Source organism: Exiguobacterium sp. s140, from assembly GCF_018617035.1.
In the GTDB taxonomy this organism is placed as follows: Bacteria; Bacillota; Bacilli; order Exiguobacteriales; family Exiguobacteriaceae; genus Exiguobacterium; species Exiguobacterium profundum.
This window is the reverse complement of the sequence record NZ_JACSJK010000001.1, coordinates 502380-516664: the sequence shown is the minus strand read 5'-3', so window position 1 is coordinate 516664 and position 14285 is coordinate 502380. Positions and strand designations below refer to the sequence as shown.

General features: G+C 48.7%; 15 protein-coding genes. 1 reads left to right on the top strand and 14 read right to left on the bottom strand.

What is annotated here, in order from left to right; translation table 11 throughout:
* Positions 1-33: 33 nt before the first annotated feature.
* The 8 genes from KNO61_RS02710 to KNO61_RS02675 all read right to left on the bottom strand — a co-directional run bounded on the left by KNO61_RS02710 (position 34) and on the right by KNO61_RS02675 (position 8185).
* Positions 34-1743, bottom strand: coding sequence for a HAMP domain-containing sensor histidine kinase (locus tag KNO61_RS02710; protein WP_143180242.1), 1710 nt, complete (start codon positions 1741-1743; stop codon positions 34-36).
* Positions 1740-2456 (bottom strand): response regulator transcription factor, encoded by a 717-nt coding sequence (locus KNO61_RS02705; RefSeq protein ID WP_214730596.1) that lies wholly within the window; start codon positions 2454-2456, stop codon positions 1740-1742. Before KNO61_RS02705 ends, KNO61_RS02710 begins: the two co-directional genes overlap by 4 nt.
* 160 nt (positions 2457-2616) lie before the next feature.
* Positions 2617-3801, bottom strand: a complete 1185-nt coding sequence (ccsB, locus tag KNO61_RS02700) for a c-type cytochrome biogenesis protein CcsB (RefSeq protein ID WP_214730594.1) — start codon at positions 3799-3801, stop codon at positions 2617-2619.
* Entirely contained in the window at positions 3801-5345 is a 1545-nt protein-coding gene (gene resB, locus KNO61_RS02695; RefSeq protein WP_214730592.1) for a cytochrome c biogenesis protein ResB, read from the bottom strand. Before resB ends, ccsB begins: the two co-directional genes overlap by 1 nt.
* 19 nt (positions 5346-5364) lie before the next feature.
* Positions 5365-5946, bottom strand: coding sequence for a thiol-disulfide oxidoreductase ResA (resA, locus tag KNO61_RS02690; RefSeq protein ID WP_214730584.1), 582 nt, complete (start codon positions 5944-5946; stop codon positions 5365-5367).
* A 137-nt stretch (positions 5947-6083) separates the two neighbouring features.
* Positions 6084-6842 (bottom strand): pseudouridine synthase, encoded by a 759-nt coding sequence (locus KNO61_RS02685; protein WP_214730582.1) that lies wholly within the window; start codon positions 6840-6842, stop codon positions 6084-6086.
* Between the two features lie 4 nt (positions 6843-6846).
* Entirely contained in the window at positions 6847-7440 is a 594-nt protein-coding gene (scpB, locus tag KNO61_RS02680) for an SMC-Scp complex subunit ScpB (RefSeq protein ID WP_074036818.1), read from the bottom strand.
* A complete protein-coding gene (locus KNO61_RS02675; RefSeq protein WP_214872574.1) occupies positions 7418-8185 on the bottom strand; it encodes a segregation/condensation protein A in 768 nt (255 codons plus the stop codon). Before KNO61_RS02675 ends, scpB begins: the two co-directional genes overlap by 23 nt.
* Before the next feature lie 83 nt (positions 8186-8268).
* On the opposite strand from KNO61_RS02675, the gene KNO61_RS02670 reads away from it, so the two are divergent.
* Positions 8269-8751: a DUF309 domain-containing protein gene (locus tag KNO61_RS02670; protein WP_214872573.1), complete on the top strand. Its 483-nt coding sequence runs from the start codon at positions 8269-8271 to the stop codon at positions 8749-8751.
* A gap of 52 nt (positions 8752-8803) precedes the next feature.
* Here the strand turns inward: KNO61_RS02670 and KNO61_RS02665 are convergent, their stop codons facing one another.
* From KNO61_RS02665 to xerD, 6 genes are all read right to left on the bottom strand, one after another.
* Positions 8804-9160 carry a GCN5 family acetyltransferase gene (locus KNO61_RS02665; protein WP_031423428.1) on the bottom strand — a complete coding sequence of 119 codons (357 nt, stop codon included), beginning with the start codon at positions 9158-9160 and terminating at the stop codon, positions 8804-8806.
* Positions 9161-9249: 89 nt separating this feature from the next.
* The gene (locus KNO61_RS02660; RefSeq protein ID WP_012726499.1) at positions 9250-9690 is read right to left on the bottom strand and encodes a peptidylprolyl isomerase; all 441 of its coding nucleotides are present in this window, start codon (positions 9688-9690) and stop codon (positions 9250-9252) included.
* 114 nt (positions 9691-9804) lie between these two features.
* Positions 9805-11106 carry a pyrimidine-nucleoside phosphorylase gene (locus KNO61_RS02655; RefSeq protein ID WP_012726500.1) on the bottom strand — a complete coding sequence of 434 codons (1302 nt, stop codon included), beginning with the start codon at positions 11104-11106 and terminating at the stop codon, positions 9805-9807.
* 28 nt (positions 11107-11134) lie between these two features.
* Positions 11135-11944, bottom strand: coding sequence for a purine-nucleoside phosphorylase (locus KNO61_RS02650; protein ID WP_214684087.1), 810 nt, complete (start codon positions 11942-11944; stop codon positions 11135-11137).
* A gap of 13 nt (positions 11945-11957) precedes the next feature.
* Positions 11958-13124, bottom strand: coding sequence for a phosphopentomutase (gene deoB / locus KNO61_RS02645; RefSeq protein WP_214872572.1), 1167 nt, complete (start codon positions 13122-13124; stop codon positions 11958-11960).
* Between the two features lie 23 nt (positions 13125-13147).
* Complete coding sequence (xerD, locus tag KNO61_RS02640; RefSeq protein ID WP_214872571.1) at positions 13148-14032, bottom strand: site-specific tyrosine recombinase XerD; 885 nt, start codon at positions 14030-14032, stop codon at positions 13148-13150.
* Between the last annotated feature and the right edge of the window lie 253 nt (positions 14033-14285).

The following is a 14285-nucleotide window of genomic DNA, read 5'->3' as shown; positions in this document are numbered from 1 at the left end:
AATGCCACAAATGGTGACTCAAGCGAGTCACCATTACGAGTTGTGTGGTTGTTCAAATGGTAAGTAAATCTCGAAGGTGGTTCCGACCCCGAGTGTACTCGATACGCTCACTTTTCCGTGATGGGCATCGACCACATTCTTCACGATCGCGAGTCCGATGCCTGTCCCTGTCTTCGAACCACTGGTCCGGGCTTTATCGGCTTTATAGAATCGCTCGAATACGAACGGCAAATCCTCTTTAGGAATTCCGTGACCTGTATCCGTCAACTGAATCCGTAGCCCGTCCGTCTCTTCTGTGGCCTCAATCCGAATTTCTCCAGAATCGGTATGCGCGATAGCATTGCCAATCAAGTTGGTGAACACTTGCTCGAGACGATCGCCATCCGCCTCGATGAGACGGTGCGGGGCGTCGGTCTGTAAACGAATCTCTTTTTCAGATGCCATCTGATTGAACTTTCGCATGACTCGGGGCAAGAAATCACCGATATCAAACGAAGTGAAATGCATCGTCTCTTTACCCGATTCGATGCGTGCCAAATCCAACAAATCATTGACGAGTCTTGCCAAGCGGAGCGATTCATCGTAGATGATAGAGGCGAACTCTTTCGTCGCCTCGTCACTCTCAGTGATGCCATCGATGATTGCCTCTGAATACCCTTGAAGCGTCACGAGCGGTGTCCGGAGTTCATGGCTAATGTTCGCCACAAAATCGGTCCGCATCTTATCGAGTCGATGACTTTCTGACGTATCCCGGATAACAACGACAGCACCCTCGAAATCGTCTTCTCCGACGAGTGGTGTGACTGTCAGTGTATAGTACCGCTCATCCTGTTTCACTTCGATCGTCTTTTCAGACGTCCCCTCCATCACTTCCTCATAAAGAGACAATACGACTTCATGTGGTTGCCCATCTTGAAGTAATGGACTCGCTTGCGGGTTCGTGACAATCACGTTTGCATGACGATCGAGTGTGATGACACCGTCTGCCATCGAACGAAGAATCGACGCAAGTTGCAGCCGTTCCCGGTCAAGGGCATTCACATATTTCGAAAGCTGACTGCTCATTGCGTTGAAAGAAGCAGCGAGTTCGCCAATCTCATCCCGTGTCTTCGTCTCCAAACGTAAATCAAATTGCCCCTCTCCCGTCTTATTGACTGCATCCCGCATCGCTCGGAGCGGTGCCGTGATTCGTGTCGACAAGAAGAAAGCGAAGACGGTCGTGACGATGATGGCCGAAGCGACGGTCCAAAGAATGATGGTCCGTGCTCCCGCGTTCGCACTCGAGATCGCATCGAGCGGTTCGAGCAGGTAGAGCGTATACTGTCCTGTCGATAAGGAGAAGGTCGTCCGATACGCTAGCGCGGCCTGGTCGTCAAAAGATGAGAAATTCCCGATGGCCGTCTCACCGACCGCCTGATAAGTTTCCCAATCCTGTCGTTCAAGTTCTACCATCAAGCCATCCACTTGATTTCCAAAATTCGATCGGGTCGTCCCGTTCTCTAAGATATAGTTAGCCCCGTACACTTCGATGATTTGATCAATCGTCTGGGACGTGTCACCTTCATTCAACAAAACCGATTGGACCTGTCCACCGAGCTTGGCAAGATGGCCTCGTTCCTGGTCGATATGAAAGGAATTAAAAAATTCAAGCATCAACACCGAGACGATGAATAAGATGACACTGACCAAAACGAGAATCGTCAGCCACAGTTTCGTGACGATGCTGTTTCGACGAATCATCATTCACTGGCAGCTTCGAACTTGTACCCGACACCCCATACGGTCGTGATCATATGCGCCGCGTCCGGTGAGACACGATTCAATTTCTCACGAAGACGTTTCACATGCGTATCGACGGTCCGAAGGTCTCCGAAAAATTCGTAGTTCCATACTTCTTTTAACAACTGCTCTCGTGAAAAGACTTTATCCACCTGCTTGGCGAGGAAGAACAATAACTCATATTCTTTTGGTGTGAGGGCGATTTCCTCACCGTCCACCGTGACGCGATGTGCATCATTATCGATTGTTAGATGTGGGAAGACGATTAAATCCTTCGACTTCTCACTCGTGTTCATGAACTTCGTCGAACCAGATCGGCGAAGCAATGCTTTGACGCGGAGCACGACTTCACGCGGACTGAAAGGCTTGACGATATAATCATCCGCTCCGACTTCAAATCCTTGGACACGATCGATTTCTTCGCCTTTCGCGGTAAGCATGATGACCGGAGTCGCTTTCGTCTTCCGGAGTTCTGTACATACTTCAACCCCATCCATCTTTGGCATCATCAAATCAAGCAAAATCACGTCGTATTCGTTATCAAGGGCAAGCGCAAGCGCCTCTTCACCATTGACCGCTTCTTCAATCTCATACTGTTCACGTTCTAAGTACATTTTCAAAAGTCGACGAATTCTCTCCTCGTCGTCGACTACTAAAATCTTCGTTTTCTCAGCCATACCTGAAACCCTCCTAAGACCCATTACGAGTTGTAGCGAATGTTGCATAATTGTGAACATTCCACTCTCTGCCATAACTATACCACTCTATCATTTCGCTTCACAACGATGATTTGATGGACCAAATGTAAAAGAAGCCACAATTGTGACTTCTTTTATGTCAAGCATACGAATGCAGACCGGCAATGACCAGGTTGACGAAGACGAGGTTGAACATGATGACAGCAAATCCACCAACACATAACCAGGCCGCTTTCGTTCCTGTCCAGCCACGCTGAATGCGCATATGCAAGTAGTAAATATAAATCAGCATCGTGATGAGGGCCCAAACTTCTTTCGGGTCCCATCCCCAGAAACGGTTCCAGGCAATCTGTGCCCAAATCATCGCAAAGATCAGACCACCAAGGATAAAGACGGGTAATCCAATCGCGACCGAGCGATAGCTGATTTCATCAGCAAGGTCGAGATCGACTTTTTTCGCAAGGGGTTGGAGTGCTTCAGCAACGCGTTTGCGCAAGATGACAAAGCGGAGCAACACATAGATTACAATTCCGCCGATGAACGACCAGATGAGCGTGTTTAACTTGAGTGTATTGATCCAGTTCGGGAGTTCGAGTGACAAGCCACTCGCGCCAGATAAGAGTTGTGCCCCTTCTGGGACGAACAAGATCGGCATGAAATATTCATACGTCTCCGCTTGACCGCGATCGTTCGTGAACTCGACGACACCTCCGGCACCAATCCCCTTGAATAACATCGAGACGATGATGAAGCCGAGCGTGCACATGAGGACAAACATCGTCACTTCGAGCCACGTCCGTGACTTAGACTGTTCTTTCATCGATGTTTCGTTCAATAAGAAAATGAGGCCCGATGCAAAACTAATGGCCAAAATCCCTTGTCCGAGCGCAGCCGTCGTAACGTGAATTTTCAACCATACACTGTTGAGTGCCGGGATGAGCGGTGCGACCTCACTTGAGAACATTGAGGCGAAGGCGATGACGAGTAACGCCACCGGCATTGCGAACAAGCCGAGTACATCATTTTTATAAATTCCATATACGACGAGGAACCCAAGTACCATCATCATACCGAAGAACGTCGTATATTCGTACAAGTTTGACACCGGCGCATAGCCGACAGCTGCCCAGCGCATAAAGAAATATGTCATTTGAGTGACAAAGCCGATGATTGCCAAGATAAAAGCGTATTTCCCATAGGCAACACGGTTGACGTTTCGATCTTTACGCATACCGCTAACGGCAATCGTAAAGAGAACCGTCGAGATTGCGTAAAGGAAGAACGCGATAAACAGCATTCGGCTGCTCCATTCAATCCATTCCATCAAGATTCCCCTCTTTCATCTGTTGACTCATTCTCCGACTTCTCTGTGAATCTCGCCTGGTCTTCCCACATCGGTAAGCCACTTTGTTCTAATAGCGGCGACACTTCACGACGGAGCGAGGACGGGTTTTTATTCGTAAAACCGGCGACAAGCACGCCCTCTTCATGGCGACGGATCCAAACGCGACGGTGTGGCCAGTACATGCCCATCGCAATACCAATCATAAAGATCGTAGCACCGACGATCAAAATCGGATAGGTGGAGTCACTCTTCACACGTAAACCACTCGTGCTCGCCATCTCTGTTCCCGCAAATTGCACTTCGTAGCGGTTCTCTTCATCAGCGACATTCAAACGAATGCCGATCAAATTCGACTCCGTTTCGCCTTCAGGTGATTCGACGTTGAAGAAGAAGGCAGGATTCAATGCACGTGGTGATTTCGTATTCGGTTGCCCATCTTTTACTTCGAAGTCTGGATACAAATCTTTCAACGTGACGGTGACCCCATCAAGTTCATAAGACTTCTCTGGGTTCTCCAAATCGACTTTGAACGGACCATATTCGTCGCCGGTTTCTTTATCTGCCAACATGAACGACATCGATAAGAACTCTGGACGACTTGAATATTGTTCCTGATACACTTCAAATTTATCGAACTTAAACGGGTGGTTGACTTTCGTCGAACCGACATCGACTTGTTCGAGTTGCGGCGATCCGTCCTCGTTCGTTCCCGTCTTTTTGAATAACGTCAACTCTGTCTCATAATTTTTCGGAACGGCTCCTGCTTTTTCAATGGCGGCCGCAAACTTCGCGTCCTCTTCATTGTTCTCAGGGTCGTACAATTCAAGAATGAACTGGTCGTTCCGTAAGTAGTACTCGCCGTCAGTCGCCTCTAGCGACACCGTTTCGCCTTCACGCACCCATTCGAGCGTATCCGTATGGAATGCAGGGAACACTCGCAGCATCGCCCCTAGGAAGAAGATGACAAGTCCGAGGTGGTTGACGTACGGACCCCAACGACCAAACCGGTGTTTCTCTGCTAACAGAGCATCGCCGTCCCGTTTGACGGTATATCGTTTCTTTTTAAGTGCGACTGCGATCTCGTCAATTTGAGCCTCCGTCCCATCACCTTGTCCGAAGAGACGTTGCCCCTTCATAAAACGTTCTGTCCGTCTGACCGGTTGTTTTTTAAGCGCCTTATAGAGCGGAACCCCACGGTCAATCGACACGACGACGAGTGAGAGCGTCAACATGACAATTAGACCGATGTACCACCACGATGTGTATAGGTTATGGAATCCGAGGGCGTAATAAATAGAACCCGGTGTTCCATACTCCTCCATATAATATTGCTCAGGCGGTAATTGTTGTGGGATGTACATCTCTTGAGGAAAGATTGTTCCGATTGCCGAACCGACAATAATCAATGCAATTAACCACAACCCCACTTTGACCGATGCAAAGAAGTTCCACACACGGTCAATGATCGATTTCGGACGACGCTTCGACCGTAAATCAGCGCCTTCGTATTTCATATCTAGCATCTGTGCGTCCCCCGTTCGCTTACAATGACTTCTCGGCTAGCTCCATCAATTTCTCTTTCGTGAGTTCACCTTCATACTTTTCAATTACGTTCCCTTCACCATCGATGACGAATGTGACGGGTAGGTTATAAATGCCATACGCTCCTTCGACTTCGCTCTGGGTATCCATCAAAATCGGATAGTCGAGCCCGACACCAAGGTCGTTGATGAAATTATCGACACGAAGCGGTGTCTCTCCGACGTTCACGGCCCAAAAATCGACACCCATGTCTTGAAGTGTCGCATAGTTTTCTTGTACGACCGGCATCTCTTTCTTACACGGTTCACAGAACGTACCCCAGAAGTTCAAGAGCATCCCTTTCCCTTCATAGTTGTCTCGCTCATACAAGGTCGAACCGTCGAGTGTGACGAGCTTGAAGTTCGGTGCCTCGTCGCCCGCCTCGATGCGTCCATCGTTACCCGCTTGGTCGAATGTTTGCATGATCGTAACCGCTCCCGCGAAGAGAACGACCGTCATGATCATCATCCGCCAAAATGACCTCTTTTTCTTTTTTGCGACCGCTTGTTCCATCCGGTCGTTTTTTTGTTGATCTTTTGTCATCGTTTTCACACCATCCTTCAATTGCTATTGTACTGAAAAAACATTAAAAACGCACATTAACAGACTTTTTTCATTTTTTTGTCACACAATTTACACAATCAAAAAAATCATCCTATCTCAGGACGATTTTTTTGTTGTTATTTTTTCTTCTTTTTGCCTCGTGGTTTCGGTGGAACGGTAGGGTTCGCAAGTTCCCGAAGCTTACTGATTTCTTTGTGTGAAAGTTCACGCCAGTCGCCGGTATTGAGACCGTCGAGCGTCAAGAAACCGAACTGTTCACGCTTCAGTTTGATGACCTCTGAACCAATGGCTTCCACCATCCGACGGATTTGACGATTGTGGCCTTCCGTGATGACGATTTCGAGGATGGCTGTGTTCTTCTTCTGGTCTACAGACTTCATCTTCACTTTAGCGCTTCCCGTTTTGAATCCGTCATCGAGTTCGACACCAGACTCAAGCTGTTTGATGGCCAAGTAAGATGGGATGTTCTTCACTTTTGCCACATAGCGCTTTTGAATTTTATATTTCGGGTGTGTCATCATGTTCGAGAACTCACCATCGTTCGTCAAGATGATGAGACCCGTCGTGTTGTAGTCAAGACGACCGACCGGGAATACCCGTGCTCCTGGTGGGACGAGGTCTGTGATGACTTTGCGTCCTTTGTCGTCATCGACCGTCGATACGTAGCCACTCGGTTTATAAAGCAAATAGTAGACATGCTCTTCTTGTTCGATTTTGACGCCATCGACTTCAATCTCTGACTTCGGTCCAACTTTCGTCCCGAGTTCACGGACGACTTTTCCGTTCACGCGGACGCGACCATCCAAAATCATTTCTTCCGCTTTCCGACGCGAGGCGACCCCCGCTTGTGCGATTACTTTTTGCAAACGTTCCATATGATTAATCCTTCTCCAATCTCTCTTCTTGCTTCGGTGATTCCTGACCGAAGAACAAATCGCCTTCGTCTGTCAGTTCATCCTCAAATGTTAATGGTGGCAATTCTTCGAGCGAGTTGAACCCGAAATGGTCGAGGAAGTGCTCTGTCGTACGATACAGCTTGGCACGACCAATCGTCTTCGCACGACCAGCCGATTCGATCAATCCTTTCGATAACAACGTATGGATGACCCGTTCGACTTTGACTCCGCGAATCTCTTCGATATCCGCTCGTGTGACCGGCTGTTTGTAGGCGATGATAACTAGCGTCTCCATCGCTGCACGTGAGAGCGCCTGCTCAGCCATCGTCCCGACATATTTTTGAATGTACGGAGAGACGTCCGGAACGGTCACGAGCTTGTAGACACCTGCCGATTCCATGAGCTGAAACGGTCGATTCGATGACTTGAACGATGTCTCTAGCTTACTGAGCTGTTCTCGTGCCGCAGCTTCTGAGATATCGAGCGTCTCGGCAAGCGCTCGTACTTCCATCCCTTCATCACCGACGACGAACAGCAATCCTTCAATAATCGTCTCATAAGACAGCAACCGCTTCATCCCCTTTCTTTGATGCTTCAATGAATGAGATTTGAATATCTTGGTCGAGTTGTTTTGTTACGACGACCCGTAGCTTGATCAGCTCAAGAAGCGCCATAAACGTCACGACGAGATCCGAGACGTTCGGTTGCTCAACAAAAAAGGCGAAAAACGACGTTTGTCTCGTCGACGATACGTGTTCATGAAGACGCGTCATCTGCTCTTCAAGCGTACGCTCTTCCCGCTTGATCGTTTTTTTGCGTCGTTCTTTCCAACGTTTCCGTTCAATCATCTTCGAATAGGCGTGGAGAAGATCCGAGAAGTTAAGTGGTCCGTCATACCTAGACACCTCTTCAGACATATAAGTCGTCAAATCTTCACCCGGTCGCGTATACAATTCAAGCCGGTGTTCTTCTTGTTCACGCATGAAGACGACCGCTTCTTTATATGCTTTGTATTCAATCAATTGACGAATGAGACCTTCACGCGTCGGTTCCTCACTGAAGTCTGGAACCTCTTCATCCTCGACCGAAACTGGCGGTAACAATTGTTTGCTCTTCAATTGGAGCAACGTCGCCGCCATGACCAAGTATTCACTGGCCACATCGAGTTCAAATTTTTGCATCGTGCGAATATAGCCGACATACTGGTCAGTGACTTCTGCCACGGAAATGTCGACGATATCAATCTCCATTTTTCCAATCAAATGGAGCAACAGGTCGAGTGGACCTTCGAACGTATCAATTTTAACGTTATAGGCTTCCATAGAGACACCTGCCATTTTACATTTTTGCGCTTTAGTATAACATGTTTTATAACACCGTGGACACGAAAGGAGAAAATTGATTCATGACCCCTTTTATTCATTATACGTTGCTTTTTGAATGTCATGCCGATTATTTCGAATGTCATGAGGTATTAGAAGAGGCGTGGCAGGCAGACGGACGTCGTCATCACGGCTATGCGGCACTCATCCAATACGCCGTCATCCACTATCATTTACGACGAGACAATCTCATCGGCGCGAAAAAGAGCTTGCGACTCTTACGCCGAAAGATCGACATCGCTTCCCCCTATTTACATGAGCTCGGTCTTGACGTCGACTCCTTCGTCGCACAACTTGATGAATGGCCGTTACACACGAAGCTCCCATTACAACAGGATGTTCGTGACACGGTCGAATCACTAAAACCGACGTTCCCATCGACGGACCTGTCGTTCGAGCAATTGGTCCACAAGCATCTGCACCGTGATCGAAGTGAGGTCATCACGGAACGGGAGCTGGCACTTTTAGATCGTCAACGAACGAGGAATTCCGCTAGCCCTTCTTGAAGTACATGCAAAACCCCCGCAGTCACAATCGTGATTACGGGGGTTTTTGTCATCAGACGACTAATTGATTCCATTTATCCAATAAATCGCCCGTCTTGCCTGTACCGGTTAGCGTCAAATCAAGTGGAAGGACGTTTCTCACCTCGTCTAGAAGCTCGTAAGAACGTTTCTCGCCACGGAATGATGGCGACAAGGCGATATGGTCGATGACCATTGTCGTCCCTTGTTGCTCCATACCAATGATACCAACGAAGTCTTCACCGACTTTCCACAAATAGAGGAACTTCGACTCCTCCTCGTCATACGATCGGACGAGTTCAAGCAAGCTTAGCGGAGATTTGTCACTGCATGAGAATGCGAGTAGACCCATCGCCGTCTTTTCATAAGAACGTTTATATTTGACCAGCATCGCTGGGTTCACCACCTTTTGTCATTCAAGTTTCACGACGTGAACACGTGAGAGACATGGTTCATTGTGCCATACCCTTCAGGCAAAAATCAATTCTCGTCCCAAACCTTCACTTCTGCCATCTTCGTACCTTGACGAAGTTTGACGGCATGCTCAAGACCAGATGTCACTTTACCGAATACCGTATGGACACCATCCAAATGCGGTTGTGGCTCATGGACGATGAAGAACTGTGAAGACCCTGTGTTACGACCTGCGTGGGCCATTGAAAGTGAACCCGCTTCATGTTTGTGCGGGAACGATGTCGATGTCTCACAAGGAATCGTATAGCCAGCACCGCCCATTCCAGTTCCTTGTGGGCAACCACCTTGGCTGACGAAACCAGGGATGACACGGTGGAACGTCAATCCGTTGTAAAACCCACTGTTCGCAAGTTTTTCGAAGTTTTCGACTGTGATCGGTGCTTCACCGTGGAATAAATCAAATTCAATCATTTCGCCATTTTCAAGTTTCATAGAACCTTTTTTCATGTTTCAAGCAACCCCTTTTTCATAATATGTATCCTGCTGTTTGACACTCACATTACCCATCTTATCAAAAAAACACGTCTGTCTCCACTTTTTTGTGGAAACAGACGTTCTGCCTTATTGAATCACTGCGTGAACGAGTGGACGTGCCTCTGGTTTCGTTGCACCGATCGTATACGCATGGTCTAAACGCTCGATGGCTGAAGACATGTCTTCGATGTTCGAACGGAGTACCGCGATCACATCGCCTGCCTCGACACGGTCGCCGACTTTCTTCTCAAGCGTGATGCCTGCCGCGAAATCGATTTTGTCTTCTTTTGTCGCGCGTCCTGCACCGAGAAGCATCGCCGCAACACCCACTTCGTCTGCGATGATCGACTCGACATAACCTGCTTCTTTTGCGACGAATGTCGTCTCATATGAAGCTTGTGGTAATTTCGTCACATCATCGACGAGTGATGCGTCGCCACCTTGTGCTTCGACGAACTTGCGGAACACCTCGAGGGCGTGTCCATCGGCAATGCGCTTCTCAAGGTCGGCATACGCCTCTTCAAACGTCGGATAAAACTCACCGAGGACAGCCATATGTCCAGCGATCGTGAGCGCGATTGTTTTCAAATCTTCGACTTCTTTACCTGAGAGGACTTCAATCGCTTCTTTCACTTCGTTCGCGTTCCCAATTTCAAAACCGAGTGGTTGGTCCATATCCGTGATGACCGCGACCGTCTTACGGCCGACATTTTTCCCAATTGCGACCATTTCTTCGGCGAGGGCTTTCGCATCATCAAACGATTTCATGAACGCACCAGAACCTGTCTTGACGTCAAGAACGATACTGTCCGCTCCAGCTGCAATCTTCTTCGACATGATTGAACTTGCGATGAGCGGAATCGACTCAACCGTAGCCGTAACGTCGCGAAGCGCGTACAAGCGCTTATCCGCAGGCGTCAAGTTCCCTGTCTGACCGATGATCGACATCTTGATATCGTTTACTTGTTTCGTGAACTGCTCTTCCGTCAATTCTACATTGAACCCTGGGAATGATTCGAGCTTATCGATCGTACCACCTGTGTGACCGAGACCGCGACCACTCATCTTCGCGACAGGGATGCCGATTGAAGCAACGAGTGGTGCCACGATCAAGCTGATCTTGTCACCGACGCCGCCCGTTGAGTGCTTGTCGACTTTTTTCCCTTCGATATTTGAAAGATCGATCGTATCTCCCGACTTCACCATTTCCATCGTCAAAGCAGCCGTCTCGTTTTCAGTCATCCCGTTAAAATAGATGGCCATCGATAAGGCTGACATTTGATAGTCAGGAATTGATTCGTTCGTGAAACCTTCGACAACGAAGCGAATCTCCTCTTCGTTCAATTCTCCACCGTTACGTTTCTTTAAAATCAAATCGACCATACGCATAACTGTCGTCCTCCTAAAATTAAGTTACTTACATGCTTTTAATCGTGCCACGTACGAGAGAGAGGAAGTCTTGACGAACGCGCTCTGTCGTTTCGATGACTTCTTCATGGTTGAGTGGTTGTTCTAAGATGCCTGCTGCCATGTTCGAGACACACGAAATCCCGAGGACACGCATATCCGAATGACGCGCGACGATGACTTCTGGAACGGTCGACATCCCGACGACGTCTCCCCCAAGAAGACGGGCCATTTTGACTTCAGCCGGTGTTTCGTAGGTAGGACCTGTGTTTCCGAAGTAAACCCCTTTCTGTACAGAAAGTCCAAGGTCTGACGCGACGCGTTCTGTCAATTTCACGAGCTCTTTATCGTACGCTTCTGACATGTCAGGGAAACGTGTTCCGAATTCACTCGCGTTCTTACCGATGAGCGGGCTCGTACCGAAGAAGTTGATATGATCTGTGATGATCATCAAGTCGCCTGGGTTGAATGACTCGTTACACGCTCCTGCCGCGTTTGTGACGATGAGAGTCTCGACACCGATCAATTTAAGGACACGTACAGGGAACGTCACTTGTTCCATCGAGTATCCTTCATAGAAGTGGAACCGTCCTTGCATGGCGACGACTCGTTTCCCTTCGAGCTCACCGAACACGAGTTGACCCGCATGTCCTTCGACAGTCGATACCGGGAAGTGTGGAATCTCCTCATAAGGAATCGCTACCGGGTTCTCAATCTCGTCCGCGAGGACTCCAAGTCCCGACCCTAGAATGAGTCCGATTTCTGGTGTACCGCCCATACGCTCCTGCAAAAACGCTTTTGTTTCGTTCCAATTTACCATGAATATTGCCTCCTCAAATTTCGTTTAAGAAACTCTTTCCGTGTGATGGTGCCGCGACGTCAAAGTTGTCAGCGACGGTCGCCCCGATGTCCGCGAATGTTCCGCGAATACCCAAATCGACTGCCTTCGCTCCGTTGTGATGAACGATGAGCGGAACGTATTCACGCGTGTGGTCTGTCCCAGCATGAACAGGATCATTTCCGTGGTCAGCCGTGATGATGAGTAGGTCATCTTCACGAAGACGCTCCATCACTTCCGGTAGGCGAGCGTCGTACTCTTCAAGCGCGACCGCATAGCCTTCCGGGTCACGACGATGACCGAATAATGCGTCGAAGTCAACTAAATTTAAGAAGCAGAGTCCTTCGAAGTCTTCCTCGAGCGACTCGACCAATTTGTCCATGCCGTCCATGTTCGATTTCGTGCGGACCGCTTTTGTCACGCCTTCACCATCGTATATGTCGCTGATCTTCCCTAATGCGATGACTTCTTTCCCAGCTTCCTCGAGCGTGTTCATGACGGTCTTGCCGAATGGTTTCAGTGCGTAGTCGTGACGGTTCGCCGTACGTACCCATGCTCCTGGTGTCCCAAGGAACGGGCGCGCAATGATTCGTCCGAGCATGTACGGGTCTTCACGTGTGATTTCACGTGCGTATTCGCAGATGCGATACAATTCATCAATCGGCACAATCTCTTCGTGTGCTGCGATTTGAAGAACCGAGTCGGCAGATGTATAAACGATGAGGGCGCCCGTCTTGACATGCTCTTCACCGAGTTCGTCCAAGATTTCTGTTCCGGACGCCGGTTTGTTTCCGATGATTTTACGTCCGCTGAACTCTTCAAGACGGTGAATCAAATCGTCTGGAAACTCCTCAAACACGCGGAATGGTGTATCGATATGGAGCCCCATGATTTCCCAATGGCCCGTCATCGTATCCTTGCCAGCTGAGATTTCTTCCATGCGACCATACGCACTCGGTGCGTCCGATGCATCGATGCCTTGAATCGGCTTGATGTTCGAAAGTCCGAGTTTACCCATGTTCGGCATGTGCAATCCGTTATGTTCACGCGCAATATGCCCGAGCGTGTCGGCCCCTTTGTCACCGAACTGTTCGGCATCTGGTGCTTCACCGATCCCGACCGAGTCCATGACGACTAAGAAAATACGTTTAAACTTCTTCACAAAAAATTCCTCCTTTTCGGTGTCTAGGCACGAGGGTGATGCTTACGATACACATCATGTAGACGCGATTTGTTGACGTGTGTATACACTTGCGTCGTCGCTAAATCCGCATGACCGAGCATTTGTTGAATGGCACGTAAGTCTGCGCCGTTCTCGAGAAGGTGTGTCGCAAAGGAATGACGGAGAACGTGAGGTGTGATCTCCTTATCAATTCCGGCAAGCTTGGCACGTCGTTTGATCATCTTCCAAAATCCTTGACGACTGAGCCGTCCTCCTCGGCCGTTTAAAAAGAGCGCTTCGGTCTCTCTGCCGCCGAGCCCGTTTCGAGCTTGTTGAATATATCGCTCAACAAACCCTTGCGCGACCGACGAAACCGGAATGATTCGTGCGCGCTCGCCTTTCCCTTCACATTGTAGATACCCCAATTCGAACTGCAAATCATCCAAATCAAGACCTAAAAGTTCACTGACCCGCATTCCGGTCCCGTATAGCAACTCGAGCATCGCACGGTCCCGTAGTGAGAGCGGGTCGGATGTCGGGACGCTATCTAAGAGACGCTCGACTTCCTGTTGCGACCAAGTATCCGGAAGTTGCTTTTCTGCTTTCGGTGTCTCTAGATACAGAGATGGATCGGTTGTCGTGACCCCCGTCATTTTTAGATGATGATGGAACATCCGGATTGAACTGACAGCTCGTCTCAAAGAGGACGAAGCACGTCCCGCCTGTGACAGTTCTTCGATATGCTTTACGATATGAGAACGTGTCACGTCATTCCACTCTTCTACCCCCAGTTGGGTCAAGGTCGATGCGTACTGCGTCAAATCGCTCGCATACGCCTGTCTCGTGTTGGCGGACATCCGCTTTTCAACTGTCATATATTGAAGAAATGACTCGATATGCGAACGCATCATACCCTCCTCCTTCCTCGTTTCACCTGAATACGCTTACAGCATATCACTTATGTAAACTGTTGTGAAGATGTCTGACCTCATTTTTTATTCACTTTTTTGTGAACGTTTACGTGACAAAAATACATCTCAGATTTCTTATTTTTCTGGCATGTTCGAATGAGAACCGATATACTACAAACAACTTAAATATATGAGCGATATATCACACATTGAAAAAGGACAGATGACCTGTCGGGGGTCGTCTGTCCTT

Coding starts and splice junctions, on each gene's coding strand:
- KNO61_RS02710 (WP_143180242.1), bottom strand. CDS start 1,743: ATGATGATTCGTCGAAACAGCATCGTCACGAAACTGTGGCTGACGATT.
- KNO61_RS02705 (WP_214730596.1), bottom strand. CDS start 2,456: ATGGCTGAGAAAACGAAGATTTTAGTAGTCGACGACGAGGAGAGAATT.
- ccsB (WP_214730594.1), bottom strand. CDS start 3,801: ATGGAATGGATTGAATGGAGCAGCCGAATGCTGTTTATCGCGTTCTTC.
- resB (WP_214730592.1), bottom strand. CDS start 5,345: ATGCTAGATATGAAATACGAAGGCGCTGATTTACGGTCGAAGCGTCGT.
- resA (WP_214730584.1), bottom strand. CDS start 5,946: ATGACAAAAGATCAACAAAAAAACGACCGGATGGAACAAGCGGTCGCA.
- KNO61_RS02685 (WP_214730582.1), bottom strand. CDS start 6,842: ATGGAACGTTTGCAAAAAGTAATCGCACAAGCGGGGGTCGCCTCGCGT.
- scpB (WP_074036818.1), bottom strand. CDS start 7,440: ATGAAGCGGTTGCTGTCTTATGAGACGATTATTGAAGGATTGCTGTTC.
- KNO61_RS02675 (WP_214872574.1), bottom strand. CDS start 8,185: ATGGAAGCCTATAACGTTAAAATTGATACGTTCGAAGGTCCACTCGAC.
- KNO61_RS02670 (WP_214872573.1), top strand. CDS start 8,269: ATGACCCCTTTTATTCATTATACGTTGCTTTTTGAATGTCATGCCGAT.
- KNO61_RS02665 (WP_031423428.1), bottom strand. CDS start 9,160: ATGCTGGTCAAATATAAACGTTCTTATGAAAAGACGGCGATGGGTCTA.
- KNO61_RS02660 (WP_012726499.1), bottom strand. CDS start 9,690: ATGAAAAAAGGTTCTATGAAACTTGAAAATGGCGAAATGATTGAATTT.
- KNO61_RS02655 (WP_012726500.1), bottom strand. CDS start 11,106: ATGCGTATGGTCGATTTGATTTTAAAGAAACGTAACGGTGGAGAATTG.
- KNO61_RS02650 (WP_214684087.1), bottom strand. CDS start 11,944: ATGGTAAATTGGAACGAAACAAAAGCGTTTTTGCAGGAGCGTATGGGC.
- xerD (WP_214872571.1), bottom strand. CDS start 14,032: ATGCGTTCGCATATCGAGTCATTTCTTCAATATATGACAGTTGAAAAG.